Raw genomic sequence first — 18740 nt, 5'->3', positions numbered from 1 at the left:
GTGCTGTGACATCTGTGTTGACTGAGTCCAAGTTCATTGTGAATGCGGTGTGCGTGCGGGTGGGGGAGTCTGCGGGGTGGGTTGCTGAGGCGACGGATGCTTGTGCGCGGGGTGTGGGTGAGGCCCTGGGCGTGGGCGGGTGGGTGCATTCGGGTTCGGATTCACCGTGGCCTGGTGATGCGGATGAGCGTGGGGATCTGGTGCGCTCCGAGGTGGTGACGGATCAGGGTGAGCCGTTGTGGGCAGCGGGATACAGCCTCAGCCTGATGGCGAAGGGTGACCGTTTCATTGTGGAACTGTCTGTGGCCGCTGGGTCGGATGATGTCGGGGTGCGGTTGCCGGAGCATCGGGTGTCGTTGACGGTGTGGCCGGGGCGGGTGGGGGATGTGTCCTCGGGTGAGGTGGATGGTGTGGTGGGGGCGGTTGTGAGGGCGTGGGGGCCGGCGATGGTGTCGGCTTCCACGTCGCCGGTGAAGCGTATGGAGCGTCGGGGTGGTTGGCAGGTGGTGGGTGGGTATCGGTTGTGGTTGGCCGATGGTGTGGTGTCGGTGGGTGAGGTGGCGCGTGGTGTTGGTGTCTCGCGTGTGTGGGGTGGGGTGTTGTTGTCGGTGCCGGATGAGTGGCATCACGAGCAGGTGGCGGCGGCGATGGCTCGCACGCGTGAGTTGAACGGGTGGGATGAACTCCCGCATTGAGGTCGTGGCTGGGGCAGGGGGTGCGTGGTGAGCAATGTGTTCACTGAATCCGAGATCGACGTGAATGTGGTGTGTGTGCGGGTGGGGGAGTCTGCGGGGTGGGTTGCTGAGGCGACGGATGCTTGTGCGCGGGGTGTGGGTGAGGCCCTGGGCGTGGGCGGGTGGGTGCATTCGGGTTCGGATTCACCGTGGCCTGGTGATGCGGATGAGCGTGGGGATCTGGTGCGCTCCGAGGTGGTGACGGATCAGGGTGAGCCGTTGTGGGTAGCGGGATACAGCCTCAGCCTGATGGCGAAGGGTGACCGTTTCATTGTGGAACTGTCTGTGGCCGCTGGGTCGGATGATGTCGGGGTGCGGTTGCCGGAGCATCGGGTGTCGTTGACGGTGTGGCCGGGGCGGGTGGGGGATGTGTCCTCGGGTGAGGTGGATGGTGTGGTGGGGGCGGTTGTGAGGGCGTGGGGGCCGGCGATGGTTCGGGTGGGCACCGTTGAGGTGAGTCAGGTTGCTCGGCGTGGAAACTGGAAGATCTCGGCGGGGTATCGGTTGTGGTTGGCCGATGGTGTGGTGTCGGTGGGTGAGGTGGCGCGTGGTGTTGGTGTCTCGCGTGTGTGGGGTGGTGTGTTGTTGTCGGTGCCGGATGAGTGGCATCACGAGCAGGTGGCGGCGGCGATGGCTCGCACGCGTGAGTTGAACGGGTGGGATGAACTCCCGCATTGAGGTCGTGGCTGGGGCAGGGGGTGCGTGGTGAGCAATGTGTTCACTGAATCCGAGATCGACGTGAATGTGGTGTGTGTGCGGGTGGGGGAGTCTGCGGGGTGGGTTGCTGAGGCGACGGATGCTTGTGCGCGGGGTGTGGGTGAGGCCCTGGGCGTGAGCGGGTGGCGTGACCTGGGGGCCGGGGTGGCGTGGCCGGGTGATGCGGATGAGCGTGAGGATCTGGTGCGGTCTCATGTCGCGGCGGATCGGGGTGTGCCGTTGTGGGCGGAGGGTTTTACCTTCGGTGTGGCGGCGAAGGGGGACCGCTTTTCGGTGCATTTGTCTGTGGCCGCTGGGTCGGATGATGTCGGGGTGCGGTTGCCGGAGCACGTGGTGTCGTTGAGTGTGCGCCAGCGTCGGGTGGGGGATGTGTCCTCGGGTGGGGTGGATGGTGTGGTGGGGGCGGTTGTGAGGGCGTGGGGGCCGGCGATGGTGTCGGCTTCCACGTTGCCGGTTGCGCTTGCTGAACAGCGGGGCAATTGGCAGGTGGTGGGTGGGTATCGGTTGTGGTTGGCCGATGGTGTGGTGTCGGTGGGTGAGGTGGCGCGTGGTGTTGGTGTCTCGCGTGTGTGGGGTGGTGTGTTGTTGTCGGTGCCGGATGAGTGGCATCACGAGCAGGTGGCGGCGGCGATGGCTCGCACGCGTGAGTTGAACGGGTGGGATGAACTCCCGCACTGAGAAGGTGATGGGACGTGAGAGGGACGATGACGATGAGTGAGTTGAGTGTTCGTGCATGGTGGAACCGGAATCCACTGGCGGAGCCCGATCTTGCTGACGCTGCTGACGCGCTGCTCGCACGGTGGCGAGAGGTGCTCCCGGTGGAGCGGTGGAAGGTACCTGCGGGGCCAGTGTGGGAGGGGTCGCTCGAGCACAAAGCCTCGATGTTCAGCAAGCCGGAGCTCGGGCCCGGTGGCGAACAGCCCATGGATGAGGCCCGTACCCTCAACGTCTCCGGCGGCAGTGAGAACCTGCGCGCGCACGTGATGGTGCTCGGCGGACGAGCTGATCCGCCCGAGTACCCGGTGAATCAATGCGTCGAGATGACGCTTATGCCCCGGCCCGGGAAACCGGTGGCGCCAGGCCTGCTGGGCGCCGTCGTCGACTCGTTGCGCGAGGTCTGGGAACCGCTCATCACTGTGGTCACCACACGGGAGCTCGACGCACGACTCGCTCGCCGCTACCGGAGCCTCCCCGTGGGTCAGTACACCTGGTACGCCCAGGAGGTCGCCGAGCCGACGAAGGCCCCCGCTCACGTGACCCTCAGCCAGGTCGCCGGCGGCACGAGCGTGGCACTCCCCGCGGACTGGGACGTGGAGCGCCAAGCGGTGGCCCTTCACGAGTTCCTGGACCTGAACGAACTCGCCGGGACGTTCCTGTGACCGGAGACGGCGCGCTCGTGGTCGGGTACACGCCGGAGGCGCAACGCTGGCGCCAGGCGAAGGCGAAGCAGAACCGCAAGCTCTGGGGTGTCCTCGCCACCGTCCTCGGTGCCATGTTCAGCGCAGGGAGCGTGCTCTTCTTCGGGATCTTCGCCCTCATCGGATACGGCACCGGTGGTCTCCCCGCCGCTGGCGCTGGCGTGATGGTCGGCGCGGGCCTGACGGTAGCGGTCGGCCTGGCGGTACTGGTGCTCGGGATCTGGCTGCTCGCACGGCCGGCCCGCACGCCCAGCACGTGGGCGGTACGGATCGAGGGGGACACGGTGACGTTCGCCAGTGAGGCGGCCAACGTCTTCCTCCTGGCCAGCCACTACCGGCCGCAGTCGAGCCATCCCGCCGCCGGCCTGAGCATCTCCCTGCGCGAGCCGATCGGCGTGGAGGGTCCCGGCTCCCGAGGACTGCAGCAGTACGCGCCCTACCCGGTGGCGCTGGACCGGCTCGTGTTCGACGGCCTGCCGATGCAGCAGTACCGCAACTACCCGGTCGGGGCTCTGGACACCCACCCCGATGTCATCCACGCCGCGCTGATGAGCGCCAGCGCCACCGCCGCCTGACCCCGGCACGATCGGGAACGGCCTGCAGGAGTCCGGCCCCGGGGACCTCGGCGCCAGGACTGCACCACCGAGAACGGCCGTGGGCCCGGGCGGAGTCCCGCCCGGGCCCACGGCCGCTTGCTGTCAGTGTGGTGCTGTGATCAGCCGGTGACGCCGGCGAGCTCGTTGACCGCGGTGCCGACCTCGACCGACTTCCACACCTCGCCGCCGACGTAGTCGACGATGTGGATGGTGCCCGTGGCGGGCTCGGTGACGTAGGCCATGCCGTTCAGGACCTTCACCGCCGGGTGAGCGGTCTGCCACTCCTCGGGGATGTCCCACTCACCGACCACGTCGATGGTGGTGGTCAGGGCGCCGGACTCGTCCAGCACGCGCAGCGTGCCGTCGGTGCCCAGCACCAGCAGCTCGCCGTCGTCGCCGCGCGCCAGGTCGCGGAAGGTGTACAGCGCGCCGCTGCCGTCGAACGGGTCCACGGCGGTGATGGTCTCCTCGCTGGTGTTGATCACCGCGACCTCCCCCATGCCCAGGCCGCCCTCGGGGTCCACCCGGAAGTCGCCCAGGACCACGTCGCTGCCCTCGGCGGAGAACAGGTTGCCGGTGCGGGCCGTCTGCTCGGCGGTCAGCTTGTGGACGTGGTCGCCGTGGAAGACCAGCACGCCGTCGTCGCACCCGACGGCGAAGAGCACCTCGCCGCCGGCGTTCTCGAACGCGGTCTCGCCGTGCACCCCGGGGCACTCCTCGGAGGAGACGATGACCTCGTCGTTCTCGTCCAGGATCATGGCGCCGGTGCGGGACTCGGAGTCGCCGATGGTGACCAGGAGGTTGCCCTCCTCGGTGGCCACGGCCACGCCGTGGTGCGCCTCGGGGGCGGTCCACTCGCGGATCGCGTGGACGTGCTCGTGCTCGACCATCTCGGTCCACTCGCCGGTCTCCACCACGGTCACGTGGCCGGTTGCGTCGTCCCAGATCGCGGTGAGGTCGTCGTGGGGCACCACGTGGCCGGGCGTCTCGGCCTCGATGATCACGTCGCTCAGCGCCGGGTCGGCGGTGTAGTAGTGGAAGTGGTCCCCGTGGGCCTGGCTCCAGGTCCCGGCGTCCACGACGGCGAAGCCACCCTGGGTGGACAGCGCCACGTGGCGACCGTCCCCGACCGGGTTGACGCGGTTGAAGCCGTCCAGCGGGAAGTCCTCGATCACCTCGAGGCTGTTGGCGTCCAGCACCTGGACACCGCCGTCGTAGGTGACGACGAGGCGGGGCGTGGGGGCGGACTGCTCGGTCGCGCCGGCGGCCGCGTCCGTCTCCTCCTCGTGCTCCTCGCCCTCGTGGTCGTGGTCCTCCTCGGAGGTCTCCTCGGCGGAGGTCTCGGTGTCGGCGGAGTCGGTACCGGTGCTGCACGCGGCGAGCGTGAGAGCCAGGGCGGTGGCGGTGCCGAGCACGCTCAGGGTGCGGCGGCGGGCGGTGGTCTGGGTCATCTCGTGTTGGCCCCGGGTGGGGCCATCCTTTCTATCGGGTACTGGTTCGTGGCGCGGCGCTCAGGCCGCGGGGGGAGCGGTGCGGTACAGATCGGCGGGATCGCCGAGGTACTGCGCCAGGGGGTCGGGTCGCCCGAGCCAGGCCGAGAGGCCGGCCCGGGCTTCGTCGTCGTCCAGGAGCGCCTGCTCGAACGCGCGGCGCACCGCGCGCCAGGGCGCACGCGAGGCATCGCCGTAGCCGACGACGTGCAGGTGGGTGCGCTGCTCGGCCTCCTCCCAGGGGCCGGCCACACCGACGATCACGGAGCCGTCCACGGCCTCGATGCCGCAGGCAGAGTCGGGGCGGTTCGGCACCCAGAACACACCGCGGCTGGTCACGCCCGCCGGGGCGAGCTGGGGGATCAGGCTCAGCATCCGGCCGGGGTGGAACGGGCGCTCACTGGTGAGCTCGAGGGTCCACACGCCGGAGTCGGACACGTGGGCACCCTCCACCTCGGTGGCGCGCCGCAGGCCGTAGCAGCACGGGTCGGCCGTGGGGTCGCAGCGCATCTCCAGGCCGTCGTCGTCGTGACTGCCCGCGGCGGCGGCGGCCGCCCACGCCTCCCAGGCGTCGTCGATCATGCGGGAGTGGCGCCAGCGCAGCGCATCGATCACGTCCCGTCCCCGCTCGTCCTGGCCGGGTGCCAGTACGAGGTCCGCACCCGAGACCTGGGCGGGGACCGAGTCGCGGCCCTCGGCCAACTGCGCCAGCACGCCGTCGGCCCCCGCCACCGCGACCGTGCTACCCAGGCGCGCGCCGAAGAGCGGGCCTCCGGGCGCCATGGCCGAACTCAGGGTGCGGGTGGCGGGCAGGATCTCGGCGTCCAACGGGAGCGCGAGCAGGATCGCCGGCGGGCGCTCGTCCAGGAGCCGGGCGATCGTGGGGACCGCATCCTCGCGCATGGCGCACCCCGCGCACGCGTGCTCCATCTCCACGTGGGAGCGCTCGCGCAGACCGGTCAGATCGCTGACGCGGCGGATCAGGACGACCTCGGCATCCGCGCCGTCGGCATCCCCGGCGCCGCCGTCGCCGGTGCCGGGGTACGCGGGGTTGCCGGTCCGGTCGCCGCCGTCACGGGTCAGCTCGTGGGTGACGGCGACCAGACCGGGCACCTCCAACAGCGCGGCACCGATTGCGAGGTCCCGCAGCAGCGGGTCGGTGCTGGCGAGCACGATCACCGGTGTGCCGGCCCGGGTCGGGTCGAGGTGGTCGCTGTGCTCGGGGAATCCATCGTGCATGGACCCGAGCCTAGGACTAGACAGGAATGATTATCAAGTTCTAGTGTTGTCCTCCATGTCCGCACACTGTCAGCTCACCGGGGCCTCGCCGTCGTTCGGCAAGAAGGTCTCCCACTCCCACCGCCGCACCTCGCGGCGCTGGGACCCCAACATCCAGAACAAGCGCTACTTCGTCCCCTCCCTCGGCCGCTCCGTGCGGCTGCGCCTGTCGGTCCGAGGCATCCACCTCATCGACCGGATCGGGATCGAGGCCGCCGTGGCGCGCATCCAGGCACGAGGAGAGAAGGTCTGATGGCCGCCACATCGCGCGACATCCGCCCCATCATCAAGCTGCGCTCCACCGCGGGCACCGGCGTCACGTACGTGACGAAGAAGAACCGCCGCAACAACACCGACCGCATGGTCCTGCGCAAGTACGACCCGGTCATCCGGCAGCACGTCGACTTCCGCGAGGAGCGCTGATGGCCAAGAAGTCCAAGATCGCCCGCGACGCCCAGCGCCGCGAGGTCGTGGCCCGCTACGCCGAGGTGCGCCGCGAGCTGAAGAATGCCTCGGTGGACCCGGCGCGCTCGGACGCCGAGCGGGAGGCCGCCATGCGGGCACTGCACCGCCTGCCGCGCGACGCCAGCCCCACCCGGGTGCGCAACCGCGACGTATCGGACGGCCGGTCCCGGGGATACCTGAGGAAGTTCGGGCTCTCCCGCGTGCAGATGCGCGAACGCGCGCTGCGCGGGGAACTGCCCGGCGTGACGAAGTCGAGTTGGTGAGGAACCCATGAAGAAGAACATCCACCCGGCCTACGGGCCGGTCGTGTTCCGCGACGTCTCGGTGCCCGAGGGCACCCCGGGGCGGGAGTTCCTGACGAGCAGCACCCTGGTGGCCGCGGCCCCCGGCGGTGCCGGCGGTCAGGCACCCACCACGGTGTGGGAGGACGGGAACACCTATCCGGTCATCGAGGTGCAGGTCTCCTCGGTGAGCCACCCGTTCTACACGGGCAAGCAGAAGATCGTCGACACGGCCGGGCGCGTGGAGAAGTTCCGCCGCCGCTACGGTGCGCGCGGTGCGGCTGAGCCCGCCGCACCCGAGGGTGGTGCGCGATGAAGGTCCGCTCCTCGCTGCGTTCGCTGGTGCGCCAGCCGGGCGCCCAGGTGGTCCGCCGCCGCGGCAAGATCTACGTGATCAACAAGCAGAACCCACGATTCAAGGGGAGGCAGGGCTGATGGCAGTCCCCAAGCGCAAGATGTCTCGATCCAACACCCGCGCCCGCCGGTCGCAGTGGAAGGCCACCACGGTCGACCTCGTGCCCGTGCGCACCCCGCAGGGAGAGATCCTGCGGGTGCCGCGCCGGCTGGCGCGGGCCGTGCAGCGCGGGCTGATCGGCTGACCTGCTGACCGGGTGAGGGGCTTGGCGTGGTCGCCTGGGCCTTCGCTCCTAGGCTGGGGCCATGCCGACACCCGAGTTCGTCCTCGCCCTGCGCCGCCATATCGGGACGGCGCCCCTGTGGTTGAGCGGCGTGACCGCCGTGGTGGTGCGGCCCGCTGCGGGCGAGCCGCGGGAGGTGCTGCTGGTGCAGCGCGCCGACACCGGGGCCTGGACCCCGGTCACCGGCATCATCGACCCGGGCGAGCAGCCGGCCGCCGCGGGGGCCCGCGAGGTCCTCGAGGAGGCGGGGGTGGTGGCGCAGGCCACCCGACTGGCGCGCGTGGGCGTGACCGACGAGGTCGTGTACGGCAACGGGGACCGCTCGCAGTACCTCGACCTGACCTTCCGCTTCGCCTGGGTCTCGGGTGAGCCGCACCCGGCCGACGGCGAGAACACCCAAGCCCGCTGGTTCCCGCTGGAGGCGCTCCCCGAGATGAGCGAGCACATGCGCAGCAGGGTGTCGGCGGCGCTCACGGAGCGGGGCGAGGCCGGATTCGCGCGCTGACGGGCGTCCGCGATGTGGACACCTGTGCCAGCACGTGGGCCGATGGCGGCGGGTGCCCGGTAACGTGATCCACGTCGTCACTCGGCGGCACCCCGCCACGGAGGCCTCCCGCGGGACTCGACGCTACGGCGTCGATCGGCACACGCGATCCCCCGTCGCGTCCGGATCCGGGAGGCACTCTGAGCACGTCCGACCTGTACAGCGCGTCACGTCCCACCGTGAGCTTCGAGCTCTACCCACCTCGCACACCCAAGGGTGAGGCGCAGGTCTGGGAGACGGTGCAGCGGCTGGCGCCCGTAGCCGACTACTTCTCGGTGACCTACGGTGCCTCCGGGACGACGGCGGAGCGCTCCGAGGCGCTCGTCTCGCGCATCCTGACGCAGACCTCCGTCCCAGTCATCGCACACCTGACCTGTGTGGGCCGCTCGCGGTCGCAGCTGCGAGGAGTTGTCGAGGCTTTCCTCGACCTCGGTGTGCGGGACTTCCTGGCGTTGCGCGGGGACCCGCCGGCGGGGGAGAGCGAGTGGACCCCGGCGCCGGACGGCTTCGCCAGGGCGAGCGACCTGGTCGCGCTGATCCGGGAGGTGGAGACCGAGCGGTTCGGGGCGCCGCCGCGGGACCCGGTCGAGCGCCTGGCCGCGCATCGGGCCGGCCGCGGCCGGGTGAGCATCGCGGTGGCGGCCTACCCCGGCTACGCCACGCCCGATGGGGGATTCCGGGTCCGCCAGGACGAGTTGGCCGCCCTTCGTGCGAAGCAGGACGCCGGCGCCGACTTCGCGATCACGCAGTTGTTCTTCGATCCCGGGGCCTATGACGCGCTGCTCGCCGCCGCTCGCGGCGCAGGTATCGTGCTGCCCCTGGTGCCCGGTGTCATGCCGCTCACCGACCCTGCGCGCATCCGGCGATTGTGCGACATGAACACGATCCCGCACCCCGGGGAGCTCCTGGGCGAGCTCGCCGCCTGTGGTTCTCCGGAGGTTGCCGAGCGAGTGGGGATGGAGGTCACCGGGGCGATGGTCCGCCGTGTGCTGCGCCGGGGTGCCCCCGGTCTCCACCTCTACACCTTCAACCAGCACGCGGGAGTGCTGCGGCTGCTCGACGGTGTCCTCCAGGCCTGACGGCCCGAGACGATCGGGGTGGGACCGCTTCCACCATTGCGGTGCGGGCGGGCGCCCAGGCGGACGCTCATATCGCCCATTCTGACCGCAAAGAAGCGCAAACAGTTGCAACTGTCCTGAATCCGTAACGCAACTGTTATGGCGCTCGAATCGATTCGGCGCTTGTGTGGACCCATCGGTGGGAGTTGTCTAGAGGTGTCGCCATGTTCGAGGCGGGCAGCGGCGTGTGCCGACTGCACCACGAAGCTGTGGAGGAACAGCCAAATGACATCATCAATCCGTCGGGGGCGCGGGATGGCCGCTGTGGTGGGTACCGCAGCCGTGGCCCTCGTGCTCTCTGCCTGCAGCTCTGACTCCGGGGACTCCGACTCCGGCTCGGGTGACGGTGGGGACACCGCCGCCTCGGGCGAGATCGACTGCTCGGTGTACGAGGAGTTCGGGGACCTGTCCGGCACCGAGGTGAACGTGTACACCTCGATCGTCGAGCCCGAGTCCGACCAGCAGAAGGAGTCCTACGTCCCCTTCGAGGAGTGCACCGGTGTCACGGTGAACTACGAGGGCTCGCGCGAGTTCGAGGCTCAGCTCCTCGTGCGTCTGCAGGCCGGCAACGCGCCCGACGTGGCCTACATGCCGCAGCCGGGTCTGCTGTCCACCATCGTCCACGACTTCTCCGACCAGGTCGTGCCCGCGGGTGACGCCACCGTCTCGATGGTGGATGAGTACTTCACCGAGTCCTGGAAGGGCTTCGGCACCGTGGACGGCACGTTCTACGCCGCCCCGCTCGGCTCCAACGGAAAGTCCTTCGTCTGGTACTCGCCCTCGGCCTTCTCCGACGCCGGCTACGAGGTCCCGACCACCTGGGACGAGTTGATGCAGCTCTCCGAGACGATCGCCTCCGACACCGGCGCCCCGCCGTGGTGCGCGGGTGTGGAGTCCGGCGACGCGACCGGCTGGCCGGGCACCGACTTCATCGAGGACGTCGTGGTGCGCCACGTCGGCGTGGAGGGCTATGAGGCCTGGTACACGCACGAGGCCGCGTTCAACGCTCCCGAGTACGTGGAGTCCTGGGACATCGCCGGTGAGATCCTGAAGAACCCGGAGATGGTCAACGGCGGGCTTGGCGACGTGACGTCCGTGGCCACGACCTCCTGGACCGACGCCGGCTACCCGATTCTCGATGGCAACTGCTACCTGCACCGCGCTGCGAACTTCTACCAGACGCAGTGGCCCGAGGGCACCACGGTCGCCGAGGACGGCGACGTGTGGGCGTTCTACATGCCGGCCATGAACGAGGACACCAAGCCGATGCTGGTGGGTGGCGAGTTCGTGCTCGCGTTCGATGACCGTCCCGAGGTGCAGGCATTCCAGACCTACCTCGCCTCCGCGGACTGGGCGAACAACAAGGCCAAGGCCACCCCGGGCGGCGGCTGGGTGAGCGCCAACTCGGGTCTCGACCCGGCCAATCTCGGCACCGACTTCGACCGTCTGGTGTGGGAGACCCTCTCCTCCGATGAGTACACCGCCGTCTTCGACGGCTCCGACCTGATGCCCGGCGCCGTGGGCGCCGGCACGTTCTGGACGGGCGTCGTGGACTGGCTCACCGGTGCCACCTCCCAGGAGGTCACCGACTCGATCGAGGCCGGCTGGCCGAACTGATCGCCACGCGCAGGGGGCCCGCCAACTACGGTGGGCCCCCTGTGGGTGTCTCGAATCGACATGACCTCGCGGCGTCAGTGCTGACGCGTGGAGGTGGAGGGGAGTGAAATGGACCTGATCAACCCGGATACCCCGGGCGGCAAGATCCTGCTGATGGTTCTTGCCATTATTCTTTTCGTGGTCGTCATGGGGGCGATCCTGCTCGCGGTCGACCGGCCCAAGCGCGTGCCGGGCTGGGTCATCGGGCTGGCGTTCGCCGGCCCGGCGGTCCTGATGATCGCGGGGGGCCTGATCTACCCGGCGATCCTCACGATCATCAAGTCCTTCCAGAACCGCACGAGCACCGAGTTCGTCGGTATGGACAACTACATCACCGCGTTCACGGAGAGCCAGTTCCAGATCGTGCTGCGCAACACGGTGCTCTGGGTCATCCTGGTGCCGCTGGTGGCCACGGTTTTCGGCCTCGTGTACGCCGTGCTGGTGGACCGCACCAAGTTCGAGAAGGCCGCCAAGGGACTGGTGTTCCTGCCGATGGCGATCTCCATGGTGGGCGCCTCGATCATCTGGAAGTTCGTCTACGAGTACAAGCCGGTGCAGGGGAACATCCAGCAGACCGGACTGCTCAACCAGTTCATCGTGTGGCTCGGTGGCGAACCGCAGCACTTCCTCGTGAACGAGCCGTGGAACACCTTCTTCCTGATTGTGGTCATGATCTGGATCCAGGCCGGTTTCGCGATGACGGTGCTGTCCGCATCGATCAAGGCCATCCCGGACGACATCATCGAGGCGGCGAAGCTCGACGGCCTCAAGGGCTGGGGGATGTTCCGCTACATCCAGGTGCCGAGCGTGCGCCCGGCGCTCGTGGTCGTGATCACCACCGTCATGTTGGCGACGTTGAAGGCGTTCGACATCGTCCGCACCATGACCGGTGGGCAGTTCAACACCTCGATCGTCGCGAACGAGTTCTACACCCAGAGCTTCCGTCAGAACGACCAGGGACTGGGCTCCGCGCTCGCGGTGATCCTGTTCCTCGTGGTGATCCCGGTGATCATCTACAACATCCGGCAGATGAAGAAGTCGGAGGAGGTCCGATGACGTCGACGCCCACCCCCACCGGTGCTGCTGCACCCGAACTCACCAAGCGGCAGCAGCGCCGCAACGAGAAGCTCGCGGAGCGAGCGGCCGACGCGAAGACCAAGCTCTCCTCGCCGTGGGCCTCGGGGGTCGCGATCCTCATCGCGATCCTGTGGACCGTCCCGTCCTTCGGGCTCCTGGTCACCTCCTTCCGTCCGCAGCAGGACATCTCCAACTCCGGTTGGTGGACGATCTTCTCGGACTTCCAACTCACCACCGCCAACTACGAGGAGGCGCTCTCCCGCGGCCTGGGCGACGGGTTCCTGAACTCCTTCGTGCTGACCATCCCGGCGGCGCTGATCCCGATCTCGATCGCCCTGCTGGCCGCGTACGCGTTCGCGTGGGTGGACTTCCCGGGTCGGAACTTCCTGTTCGTGGCGGTCTTTGCGCTGCAGGTGGTGCCGCTGCAGGTGGCGCTCGTCCCGCTGCAGCAGATCTACCTGGCCGTGGGGATCCAGGGCTCGTTCTGGTCGGTGTGGCTCTCCCACTCGATCTTCGCCCTGCCGCTGGCCATCTTCCTGCTGCACAACTTCATGAAGGACATCCCACCGGCGCTGGTCGAGGCCGCACGGGTTGACGGTGCCGGGCATGTGAAGATCTTCTTCCAGGTGCTGCTGCCCCTGCTGGTCCCGGCGATCGCCTCGTTCGCGATCTTCCAGTTCCTGTGGGTCTGGAACGACCTGCTCGTCGGGTTGACATTCGCCAGCCCCGAGAACCGTCCGCTGACCGTGGCCATTGCGGAACTGGCCGGTACGCGTGGTGGGGCCTGGTACCTGCTCTCGGCAGGTGCGTTCATCTCGATGATCGTGCCCGTGATCGTGTTCCTGTCCCTCCAGCGTTACTTCGTGCGCGGTCTCCTGGCGGGTTCGGTCAAGGGCTGAGCCTGCCAGCGGTATGGATCCCCACGGGAAACGTCTGCGGGGATACACTCGAAGGAGGGGGGAAGTCGAGTCGAGATCCCTCGTCTCGCACCTTCTCCCGGAGTGACGATGTCGGCCTGGCTCGCCTGGTCGGGGGGCTGGAGTGAGTAACGTCGGCATCGGGGATGCACGCATGGTCGGGGGGCTGTGCGGCTGCGTCCGAAGGACCCTCGCCCGTATCGGGCGGGGGTCCTTCCCGTTCTCTGGGCCACCGCCCCGCTCGCCGAGCGTGTGGTTGCGCTGATGTCCCGCTCGTCGAGCGTGTGGTTGCGCTGTTGTCCGGCTCGTCGAGCGTGTGGTTGTGCAGGCTGGGCGCGCTCCCACCGTGCGCAGGCCATCGTTCGGCGGGTGGCGCTGTTGTCCGGCTCGTCGAGCGTGTGGTTGTGCAGGCTGGGCGCGCTCCCACCGTGCGCAGGCCATCGTTCGGCGGGTGGCGCTGTTGTCCGGCTCGTCGAGCGTGTGGTTGTGCAGGCTGGGCGCGCTCCCACCGTGCGCAGGCCATCGTTCGGCGGGTGGCGCTGTTGTCCGGCTCGTCGAGCGTGTGGTTGTGCAGGCTGGGCGCGCTCGCATCGTGCGCAATCCATCGTTCGGCGGTGGTGGGCCTCGTCGAGCGTGTGGTTGTGCAGGCTGGGCGCGCTCCCACCCTGCGCAAGTCATCGTTCGGCGGTGGGGTGGCGGGCGGCTCAGGGCATGCGCGGAGTGGCCCGGGCGATGAGGCGCAGGAACGCACCCAGGTCGGCGAGCGCGTCCCCGCCGTGCGGGAGCGCGTCCGTCAGCCCCGGGGAGTAGACCAGGTGCGCCGCCCACTGGGCGCGCGAGAGCGCGACGTTCAGCCGGTTGCGGTTCAACAGGAAGTCGGCGCCGCGCGGAGCGTCGCGGGCGCTGGAGGCTGCGAGAGTGACGATGGCGATTGCGCCCTCCTGCCCCTGGAACTTGTCCACTGTCCCGACCCGGATCTCCGTGAGCCCCGCGCTGTCCAGGGCGCTGCGCACCGCGGTGACCTGGGCGTTGTACCCGGCCACCACGATGATGTCGCGCTGCTCGAGGGGCCGAGCGACGGCGGAACCCCCCGGGTTCCAGGCCCGACCCAGGGCGTCGCGGACGATGCGCACGACCTCCTGCGCCTCCTCCCGGCTCGCTGAGGAATTCCCGCTGTGCGTCACCGGATGCGCGTGCAGCCCTGGCGCCTGACCGGCGAGCGCCCGTCCGCGCGTGACCGTCTCCTGGGCGGACAGGCGGCCGTCGTAGCTGAGGTCGCTGACCACCGCACACAGGTCCGGGTGCATCCGCCAGCTGCGCGCGAGGAAGTAGCCGCGGTCCGGCGGCATGGTGGCCGAACCCTGCGTCAGCCAGGCGAGGGCGGAGGTGTCCACGGGCTCACTGTGGGAGCCCTGGGTCACCTGCGGGAGTTGCTGAGGGTCGCCCAGCAGCAGGAGTCGCTGCCCGGCGGAGGCGACCGCGAGCGTGTTGGCGAGCGAGAACTGCCCCGCCTCGTCGATGACGACCAGGTCCAGTTCGGCCTCGCCGATGCGATTGCGGTTCGTGAGGTCCCACGCGGTGCCACCCACCACGCAGCCCGTCTCGCGGTGGCGGGCGAGGAAGTCGGCGTGGTCCTTGGTCCCCAGCTCAGTCCAGGACCGGGTGGACTGCTCGCCCTCACGGGTGGGTTCCTTGGGCCGCTTGCCGACGAGGTCACCCGTGAGCCCCGCGTCCACGACCCGGTCGAGAAGGTGCTCCACCACGGCGTGCGACTGCGCCACCACGCCGACCCGCCACCCGTGATCCGTCACGAGACGCGCGATCACGTGCGATCCCACGAACGTCTTGCCCGTGCCGGGCGGGCCCTGCACCCCGATCGCTGCCGAGGGCGAGGCCGTCAGCGAGGTGAGGATGGCCGCTGCGGAGTCGGCGTCGCGTGCGGGCACCAGGCCGGCGGGGCGTTGCCGCCGCAGCACGGCCAGCCCCGGGCTGGGGGAGGTGCGCAGGCGCCCCAGCATGCGCTGCCCGTCCAGTGCGCTGGTGAAGCCGGCCTCGATGTCCGCCAGCGTGCGGCCCGCCACCTCCTGCGCGAGCTCGACCAGGGCCGTGTGGACGGATCTGGCCTCGATCGGTGCCCCGGGCACGAGCGCGATCGGCGAGGCGGCGGCACCAGGTCCGCTGGCGAACTCCGGCGCGGCGCTCTCGGTGAGGGACAGGCTCGCGCGCGTCCCGTCTGGGGAGACCGTGGCGTCGGTGACCTTCGCCCGCGTGGTCGCATACGCGGCACCGGGGATGCGCGGGAGTCCGGCGGACTCGGCGATCGGGTACACGCAGAACACCTCGGTGAGATTCTCCGGGGTGCTACCGCTGCCGAGGGTCCCCGTCAGCCGCAGTGCCCGCCGCTCCGACCGCGGGCCACCGGCCCAGTCCTCGAGCACCTCGCAGCCGCTGGGGTCGGGATCGATCACGAGCACGTCCCGCACGTCCGCCCACCAGTCCACCGGGTGGCCCAGGCGCTCGAAGTGGGCGCGCCAGACCGGGGCGTTCTCGCGCCGGTGGTAGTCCAGCGAGGCGGCCAGCATCGCCAGCGCCGCGTGGTCCGCGCTGAGATACGGATGGTCGCCGGCCGCCTCGGCCAGGAGCCGCTGCAGCACCTGCTCGGAGGTCGGGGCGAACCCATCGGCCTCGTCGTGCTGCCCGTCCTCGAGGTCCTGCCCGCCCTCGCCGGGCGTCCCCGCGCGGAGCGGCACCCGCGCGCCACCCGGTAGGGCCCCGGCGGGCAGGCGGACCTGCCGCCCCGCACCGACGGTGTCGAGTGCCGGGTCCGGCCGGCCGCGGTCGAGCCCGTCGTCGTCCGCCACCAGCGACCGCAGCCACTGCACCAGGCGCCGGGTGGAGACACAGTCGTACCGGTTGTAGTCCGCGAGTTCGGCCATGACCCGCTCGAACTCCTCCTCGTCCCCGGCGCGGCGTGCCGCACACGCGGCGGCGTACTGCGCCACGGAGTCCCCGCCCGTGGTCACCTCCGCCTCGCGTAGTTCCTCCCCCATGTACAGCGGCTCGAGCTTCTTGATCGAGTAACTCTCCTGGCCCACCGCCACACCGCTGCGCACCACGGGGAACAGGTCGACCAGCACGCCCTCCCGCGCCAGCGTCAGCACCGCCTCCAGGCCCTCGCCGTGGCGTTCGGCCAGGCGCTCCAGTGCGGTGCGTTCGTAGGAGGCGTAGTGGTAGATGTGCAGGTCCGGGTAGCGACGGCGTCGCTCCCGCACGTAGGCGAGGAACTCCCGCAGGGCCACCTTCTCCTGGCCCCGGTCGTGTGCCCAGAAGGCCACGTACTCCTCCGCGGGGCCCTCCTGGACGAGTCCGAAGAGGTACTCCAGCCCGCCCTCCATGGCCCCGGAGACCGACCACATCGGGTCGCCCTCGAAGTCGAAGTAGAGGTCCCCGGGGGAGGGCTCGGGCAGGGCGCGTAGCACCTGGGGCGCCACCACACGGGCCCGCACCACCGGCTCGAGGTCCGCCACCAGGCTCGGGGGCGGCGCCGCGCCGTCGGGCAGCGTGAGCCGCATCCCCGGGCCCACCACCAGGCCCCGGGAGGCCGCCTCGTCCACCCGTGCCAGCTGAGCCACCTGCATGCCCGCCTGGCGCACGAGCCGCTCCTGCACCACCGGGGTCATCCGGGGCACCGGATGCGACAACTGCGCCAGGTCCACCAGGCCGCGCACTCCCTCGCCGTACAGCCGGGTGCGCTGCACGCTGCGGATCCCGTGCACCAGCTGCACATCACGGGTGCGCTCGACCTCCACGGTGCACGCATCGCACCGTCCGCATGCGCGTCGCGTGAGCCCGAGCCCCGCGGGCAGGGACGCCAGGATCGCCGGCTCACCCAGCGGATCGCGCCACTCCTCCCAGTCCACCGGTGCGCCGGTGGCGGCGTGAGCATCCAGCAGCGACTGCACCACAGCACGCTCCGTGCGGTACACCTCGAGCAGATCCGCCAGCTTCTGCGCGCTGCGCTCCCCGTTGCCGTGGTGCACGGTCACGCGATCGGCCACCGGGACGCCGGCCGCGATGAGCTGATCGGCGTAGGCGGCCATCTGCATCAGCGCGGTGGAGCGCACCTTGTTCGTCAGCTTCGTGTCGACCACCGCCCAGCGGTAGACGCCGCGAGAGCCAGCCTCGAGAGCGGACTCGCCGCCGGCCCCGCTGTCCTCTCGCAGCAGGAAGTCCGCCCGGCCGTAGAACCTGCCGTCGAAGAACGTGGCCTGGAAGACCACATCGGCGCCGTCCGCCAGTGCCCGCATCGTCGCCTCGCGTGCGGGCACGAGGGAGGCGCGGAACTCCCCCTCGTCCCGGACCTCCGCCACACCCCCGGGTGTGCCCGGCGTGTGCGGGCCGAACCGGTCCCGGTAGGACTGCAGCACCCGCTCCTCGTGCGCGTCCCCCATCAGGGCAGCGCGGCGCAGCATCGGGTCCTCCGGCACCTCCAGCTCCGGGCGGCGCCCCAGCTTCTCGTCCAGTGCCCAGAGCAGGTCGAAGGGACAGGCCGCGCGGGTGATGTCGGTCGGGGAGTAGACCACGACGCCGTCGAGCAGGAACATGCTGTGCACGCTATCCCCGGGGGCCGACATCGCACTCGGGCGCACGCCGAACCGATCCATCGCGGGTACCCGCACCGCCCGATTCGGGCGACCGAATCGTTGCACCGAGACGCCCGCCGCCGGAATGATGACAGGGTGAGCGCCCCACCGACGCCCTCCGACCTTCGCCGATGGCGGCGCTACCTCGCCGACGAGCGGGCCGAGGCCGCGGTCTACCGCGACCTCGCGAGCCGCCGCGACGGCGAGGAACGCGCCATCCTGCTGGACCTCGCCGAGGCGGAGGGCCGGCACGAGCAGCACTGGCTCCACCTGCTCGGGGACCAGGTGGGCAAGCCCCGCAAGGGCGCGCTGCGCACCCGCTGGCTCGGCTTCCTCGCGCGCCGGTTCGGGTCGGTGTTCGTGCTCGCCCTGGCGCAGCGCGCCGAGGCCCGCGCCGTGTACGAGGACGAGCGGGACGCCACCCCGCAGATGGTCGCCGACGAGCGCATCCACGAGGAGGTGGTGCGCTCCCTGGCCGCCCGGGGTCGCGCCCGGCTCTCCGGCTCCTTCCGTGCCGCGGTGTTCGGGATGAACGACGGCCTGGTCTCCAACCTCGCGCTCGTGCTGGGCATCGGCGCCACCGGTGTGGCCCCCGGGATCGTGCTGGCCACCGGCCTGGCCGGTCTGCTCGCCGGCGCCCTGTCGATGGCCGCGGGGGAGTACGTCTCCGTCCGCAGTCAGCGCGAGCTCCTGGAGGCCTCTACCCCCGACCCGCTCTCCCGCACCGCCTACCCGCACCTGGACCTGGAGGCGAACGAACTCGCCCTGGTCTACCGAGCGCGCGGGGAGAGCATCGAGGACGCGCAGGCGCACGCCCGCCGCTCCATCGCCTCCTACCGCCCGAACGAGGTGCAGCCGCGGCGAGCCCACGCGGAGTACGAGGAGATCGGCTCCGCCTGGTCCGCGGCGGCCGCCAGCTTCGGCCTGTTCGCGGCCGGTGCGATCATCCCGGTGCTGCCCTACCTGGTGGGGCTGACCGGGCTGACGGCCGTCATCACCTCCGCCGCCCTGGTGGGCCTGGCGCTCTTGGTGACCGGCGCCGTCGTCGGCATCATCTCCGGCGGACCCCCGCTGCGCCGCGCGATGCGCCAGCTCGCCATCGGCTGGGGAGCGGCCGCCGTCACCTATCTGCTGGGCCTGGCGTTCGGCACCACCCTGGCGTGAGGGG

20 protein-coding genes are annotated in these 18740 nt (G+C 70.2%); 17 read left to right on the top strand and 3 right to left on the bottom strand.

From position 1 onward, the window contains the following. Positions 1-5: 5 nt before the first annotated feature. The 5 genes from ATL40_RS12930 to ATL40_RS12910 all read left to right on the top strand — a co-directional run bounded on the left by ATL40_RS12930 (position 6) and on the right by ATL40_RS12910 (position 3444). Entirely contained in the window at positions 6-695 is a 690-nt protein-coding gene (locus ATL40_RS12930; protein ID WP_143556986.1) for a hypothetical protein, read from the top strand. A 27-nt stretch (positions 696-722) separates the two neighbouring features. Continuing rightward, the gene (locus ATL40_RS12925) at positions 723-1412 is read left to right on the top strand and encodes a hypothetical protein (RefSeq protein WP_143556985.1); all 690 of its coding nucleotides are present in this window, start codon (positions 723-725) and stop codon (positions 1410-1412) included. A gap of 27 nt (positions 1413-1439) precedes the next feature. After that, complete coding sequence (locus ATL40_RS12920) at positions 1440-2129, top strand: hypothetical protein (RefSeq protein WP_143556984.1); 690 nt, start codon at positions 1440-1442, stop codon at positions 2127-2129. A 203-nt stretch (positions 2130-2332) separates the two neighbouring features. Next, positions 2333-2830: a hypothetical protein gene (locus ATL40_RS12915; protein WP_143556983.1), complete on the top strand. Its 498-nt coding sequence runs from the start codon at positions 2333-2335 to the stop codon at positions 2828-2830. Continuing rightward, positions 2827-3444, top strand: coding sequence for a hypothetical protein (locus tag ATL40_RS12910; protein WP_098469898.1), 618 nt, complete (start codon positions 2827-2829; stop codon positions 3442-3444). The genes ATL40_RS12915 and ATL40_RS12910 overlap by 4 nt, the downstream gene beginning before the upstream one ends. Positions 3445-3584: 140 nt before the next feature. On the opposite strand, the gene ATL40_RS12905 is transcribed toward ATL40_RS12910, so the two are convergent. Both ATL40_RS12905 and ATL40_RS12900 read right to left on the bottom strand, forming a co-directional pair. Then, positions 3585-4916 (bottom strand): hypothetical protein, encoded by a 1332-nt coding sequence (locus ATL40_RS12905; RefSeq protein ID WP_098469897.1) that lies wholly within the window; start codon positions 4914-4916, stop codon positions 3585-3587. Between the two features lie 60 nt (positions 4917-4976). After that, the gene (locus ATL40_RS12900) at positions 4977-6194 is read right to left on the bottom strand and encodes a GTP-binding protein (RefSeq protein WP_098469896.1); all 1218 of its coding nucleotides are present in this window, start codon (positions 6192-6194) and stop codon (positions 4977-4979) included. Positions 6195-6249: 55 nt separating this feature from the next. On the opposite strand from ATL40_RS12900, the gene rpmB reads away from it, so the two are divergent. The 11 genes from rpmB to ATL40_RS12845 all read left to right on the top strand — a co-directional run bounded on the left by rpmB (position 6250) and on the right by ATL40_RS12845 (position 12911). After that, positions 6250-6486 (top strand): 50S ribosomal protein L28, encoded by a 237-nt coding sequence (rpmB, locus tag ATL40_RS12895; protein ID WP_098469895.1) that lies wholly within the window; start codon positions 6250-6252, stop codon positions 6484-6486. After that, the gene (rpmG, locus tag ATL40_RS12890; RefSeq protein ID WP_098469894.1) at positions 6486-6656 is read left to right on the top strand and encodes a 50S ribosomal protein L33; all 171 of its coding nucleotides are present in this window, start codon (positions 6486-6488) and stop codon (positions 6654-6656) included. The genes rpmB and rpmG overlap by 1 nt, the downstream gene beginning before the upstream one ends. Next, entirely contained in the window at positions 6656-6961 is a 306-nt protein-coding gene (gene rpsN / locus ATL40_RS12885; RefSeq protein ID WP_098469893.1) for a 30S ribosomal protein S14, read from the top strand. Before rpmG ends, rpsN begins: the two co-directional genes overlap by 1 nt. A 7-nt stretch (positions 6962-6968) precedes the next feature. Continuing rightward, entirely contained in the window at positions 6969-7295 is a 327-nt protein-coding gene (locus ATL40_RS12880; RefSeq protein WP_098469892.1) for a type B 50S ribosomal protein L31, read from the top strand. Further along, positions 7292-7414 (top strand): type B 50S ribosomal protein L36, encoded by a 123-nt coding sequence (gene ykgO, locus ATL40_RS12875; RefSeq protein ID WP_098469891.1) that lies wholly within the window; start codon positions 7292-7294, stop codon positions 7412-7414. Before ATL40_RS12880 ends, ykgO begins: the two co-directional genes overlap by 4 nt. Then, on the top strand, positions 7414-7578 hold the full coding sequence (rpmF, locus tag ATL40_RS12870) for a 50S ribosomal protein L32 (RefSeq protein ID WP_098469890.1): 165 nt from the start codon (positions 7414-7416) through the stop codon (positions 7576-7578). The genes ykgO and rpmF overlap by 1 nt, the downstream gene beginning before the upstream one ends. 61 nt (positions 7579-7639) lie before the next feature. Next, entirely contained in the window at positions 7640-8122 is a 483-nt protein-coding gene (locus tag ATL40_RS12865) for an NUDIX hydrolase (RefSeq protein WP_098469889.1), read from the top strand. Positions 8123-8256: 134 nt separating this feature from the next. Beyond that, positions 8257-9240: a methylenetetrahydrofolate reductase gene (locus tag ATL40_RS12860; RefSeq protein ID WP_098469888.1), complete on the top strand. Its 984-nt coding sequence runs from the start codon at positions 8257-8259 to the stop codon at positions 9238-9240. Between the two features lie 264 nt (positions 9241-9504). Next, the gene (locus ATL40_RS12855; protein WP_098469887.1) at positions 9505-10896 is read left to right on the top strand and encodes an ABC transporter substrate-binding protein; all 1392 of its coding nucleotides are present in this window, start codon (positions 9505-9507) and stop codon (positions 10894-10896) included. Positions 10897-11004: 108 nt separating this feature from the next. Then, entirely contained in the window at positions 11005-11991 is a 987-nt protein-coding gene (locus ATL40_RS12850; RefSeq protein ID WP_098469886.1) for a carbohydrate ABC transporter permease, read from the top strand. Next, positions 11988-12911, top strand: a complete 924-nt coding sequence (locus tag ATL40_RS12845; RefSeq protein WP_098469885.1) for a carbohydrate ABC transporter permease — start codon at positions 11988-11990, stop codon at positions 12909-12911. The genes ATL40_RS12850 and ATL40_RS12845 overlap by 4 nt, the downstream gene beginning before the upstream one ends. Positions 12912-13633: 722 nt before the next feature. On the opposite strand, the gene ATL40_RS12840 is transcribed toward ATL40_RS12845, so the two are convergent. Continuing rightward, positions 13634-17533 (bottom strand): TM0106 family RecB-like putative nuclease, encoded by a 3900-nt coding sequence (locus ATL40_RS12840; protein WP_169925981.1) that lies wholly within the window; start codon positions 17531-17533, stop codon positions 13634-13636. Between the two features lie 135 nt (positions 17534-17668). Here ATL40_RS12840 and ATL40_RS12835 point away from each other — a divergent pair, with 135 nt between their 5' ends. Next, positions 17669-18736, top strand: coding sequence for a VIT1/CCC1 transporter family protein (locus ATL40_RS12835; protein WP_098469883.1), 1068 nt, complete (start codon positions 17669-17671; stop codon positions 18734-18736). Positions 18737-18740 lie beyond the last annotated feature (4 nt).

The sequence above is a fragment of the Serinibacter salmoneus genome (assembly GCF_002563925.1).
GTDB lineage: Bacteria > Actinomycetota > Actinomycetes > Actinomycetales > Beutenbergiaceae > Serinibacter > Serinibacter salmoneus.
Note: the sequence above shows the minus strand (reverse complement) of the source record. Positions and strands in the feature narration are given on the sequence as shown.

Coding starts and splice junctions, on each gene's coding strand:
- ATL40_RS12850 (WP_098469886.1), top strand. CDS start 11,005: ATGGACCTGATCAACCCGGATACCCCGGGCGGCAAGATCCTGCTGATG.
- rpmG (WP_098469894.1), top strand. CDS start 6,486: ATGGCCGCCACATCGCGCGACATCCGCCCCATCATCAAGCTGCGCTCC.
- rpsN (WP_098469893.1), top strand. CDS start 6,656: ATGGCCAAGAAGTCCAAGATCGCCCGCGACGCCCAGCGCCGCGAGGTC.
- ykgO (WP_098469891.1), top strand. CDS start 7,292: ATGAAGGTCCGCTCCTCGCTGCGTTCGCTGGTGCGCCAGCCGGGCGCC.
- rpmB (WP_098469895.1), top strand. CDS start 6,250: ATGTCCGCACACTGTCAGCTCACCGGGGCCTCGCCGTCGTTCGGCAAG.
- ATL40_RS12880 (WP_098469892.1), top strand. CDS start 6,969: ATGAAGAAGAACATCCACCCGGCCTACGGGCCGGTCGTGTTCCGCGAC.
- ATL40_RS12905 (WP_098469897.1), bottom strand. CDS start 4,916: ATGACCCAGACCACCGCCCGCCGCCGCACCCTGAGCGTGCTCGGCACC.
- ATL40_RS12840 (WP_169925981.1), bottom strand. CDS start 17,533: ATGTTCCTGCTCGACGGCGTCGTGGTCTACTCCCCGACCGACATCACC.
- ATL40_RS12855 (WP_098469887.1), top strand. CDS start 9,505: ATGACATCATCAATCCGTCGGGGGCGCGGGATGGCCGCTGTGGTGGGT.
- ATL40_RS12915 (WP_143556983.1), top strand. CDS start 2,333: ATGTTCAGCAAGCCGGAGCTCGGGCCCGGTGGCGAACAGCCCATGGAT.
- ATL40_RS12865 (WP_098469889.1), top strand. CDS start 7,640: ATGCCGACACCCGAGTTCGTCCTCGCCCTGCGCCGCCATATCGGGACG.
- ATL40_RS12845 (WP_098469885.1), top strand. CDS start 11,988: ATGACGTCGACGCCCACCCCCACCGGTGCTGCTGCACCCGAACTCACC.
- rpmF (WP_098469890.1), top strand. CDS start 7,414: ATGGCAGTCCCCAAGCGCAAGATGTCTCGATCCAACACCCGCGCCCGC.
- ATL40_RS12900 (WP_098469896.1), bottom strand. CDS start 6,194: ATGCACGATGGATTCCCCGAGCACAGCGACCACCTCGACCCGACCCGG.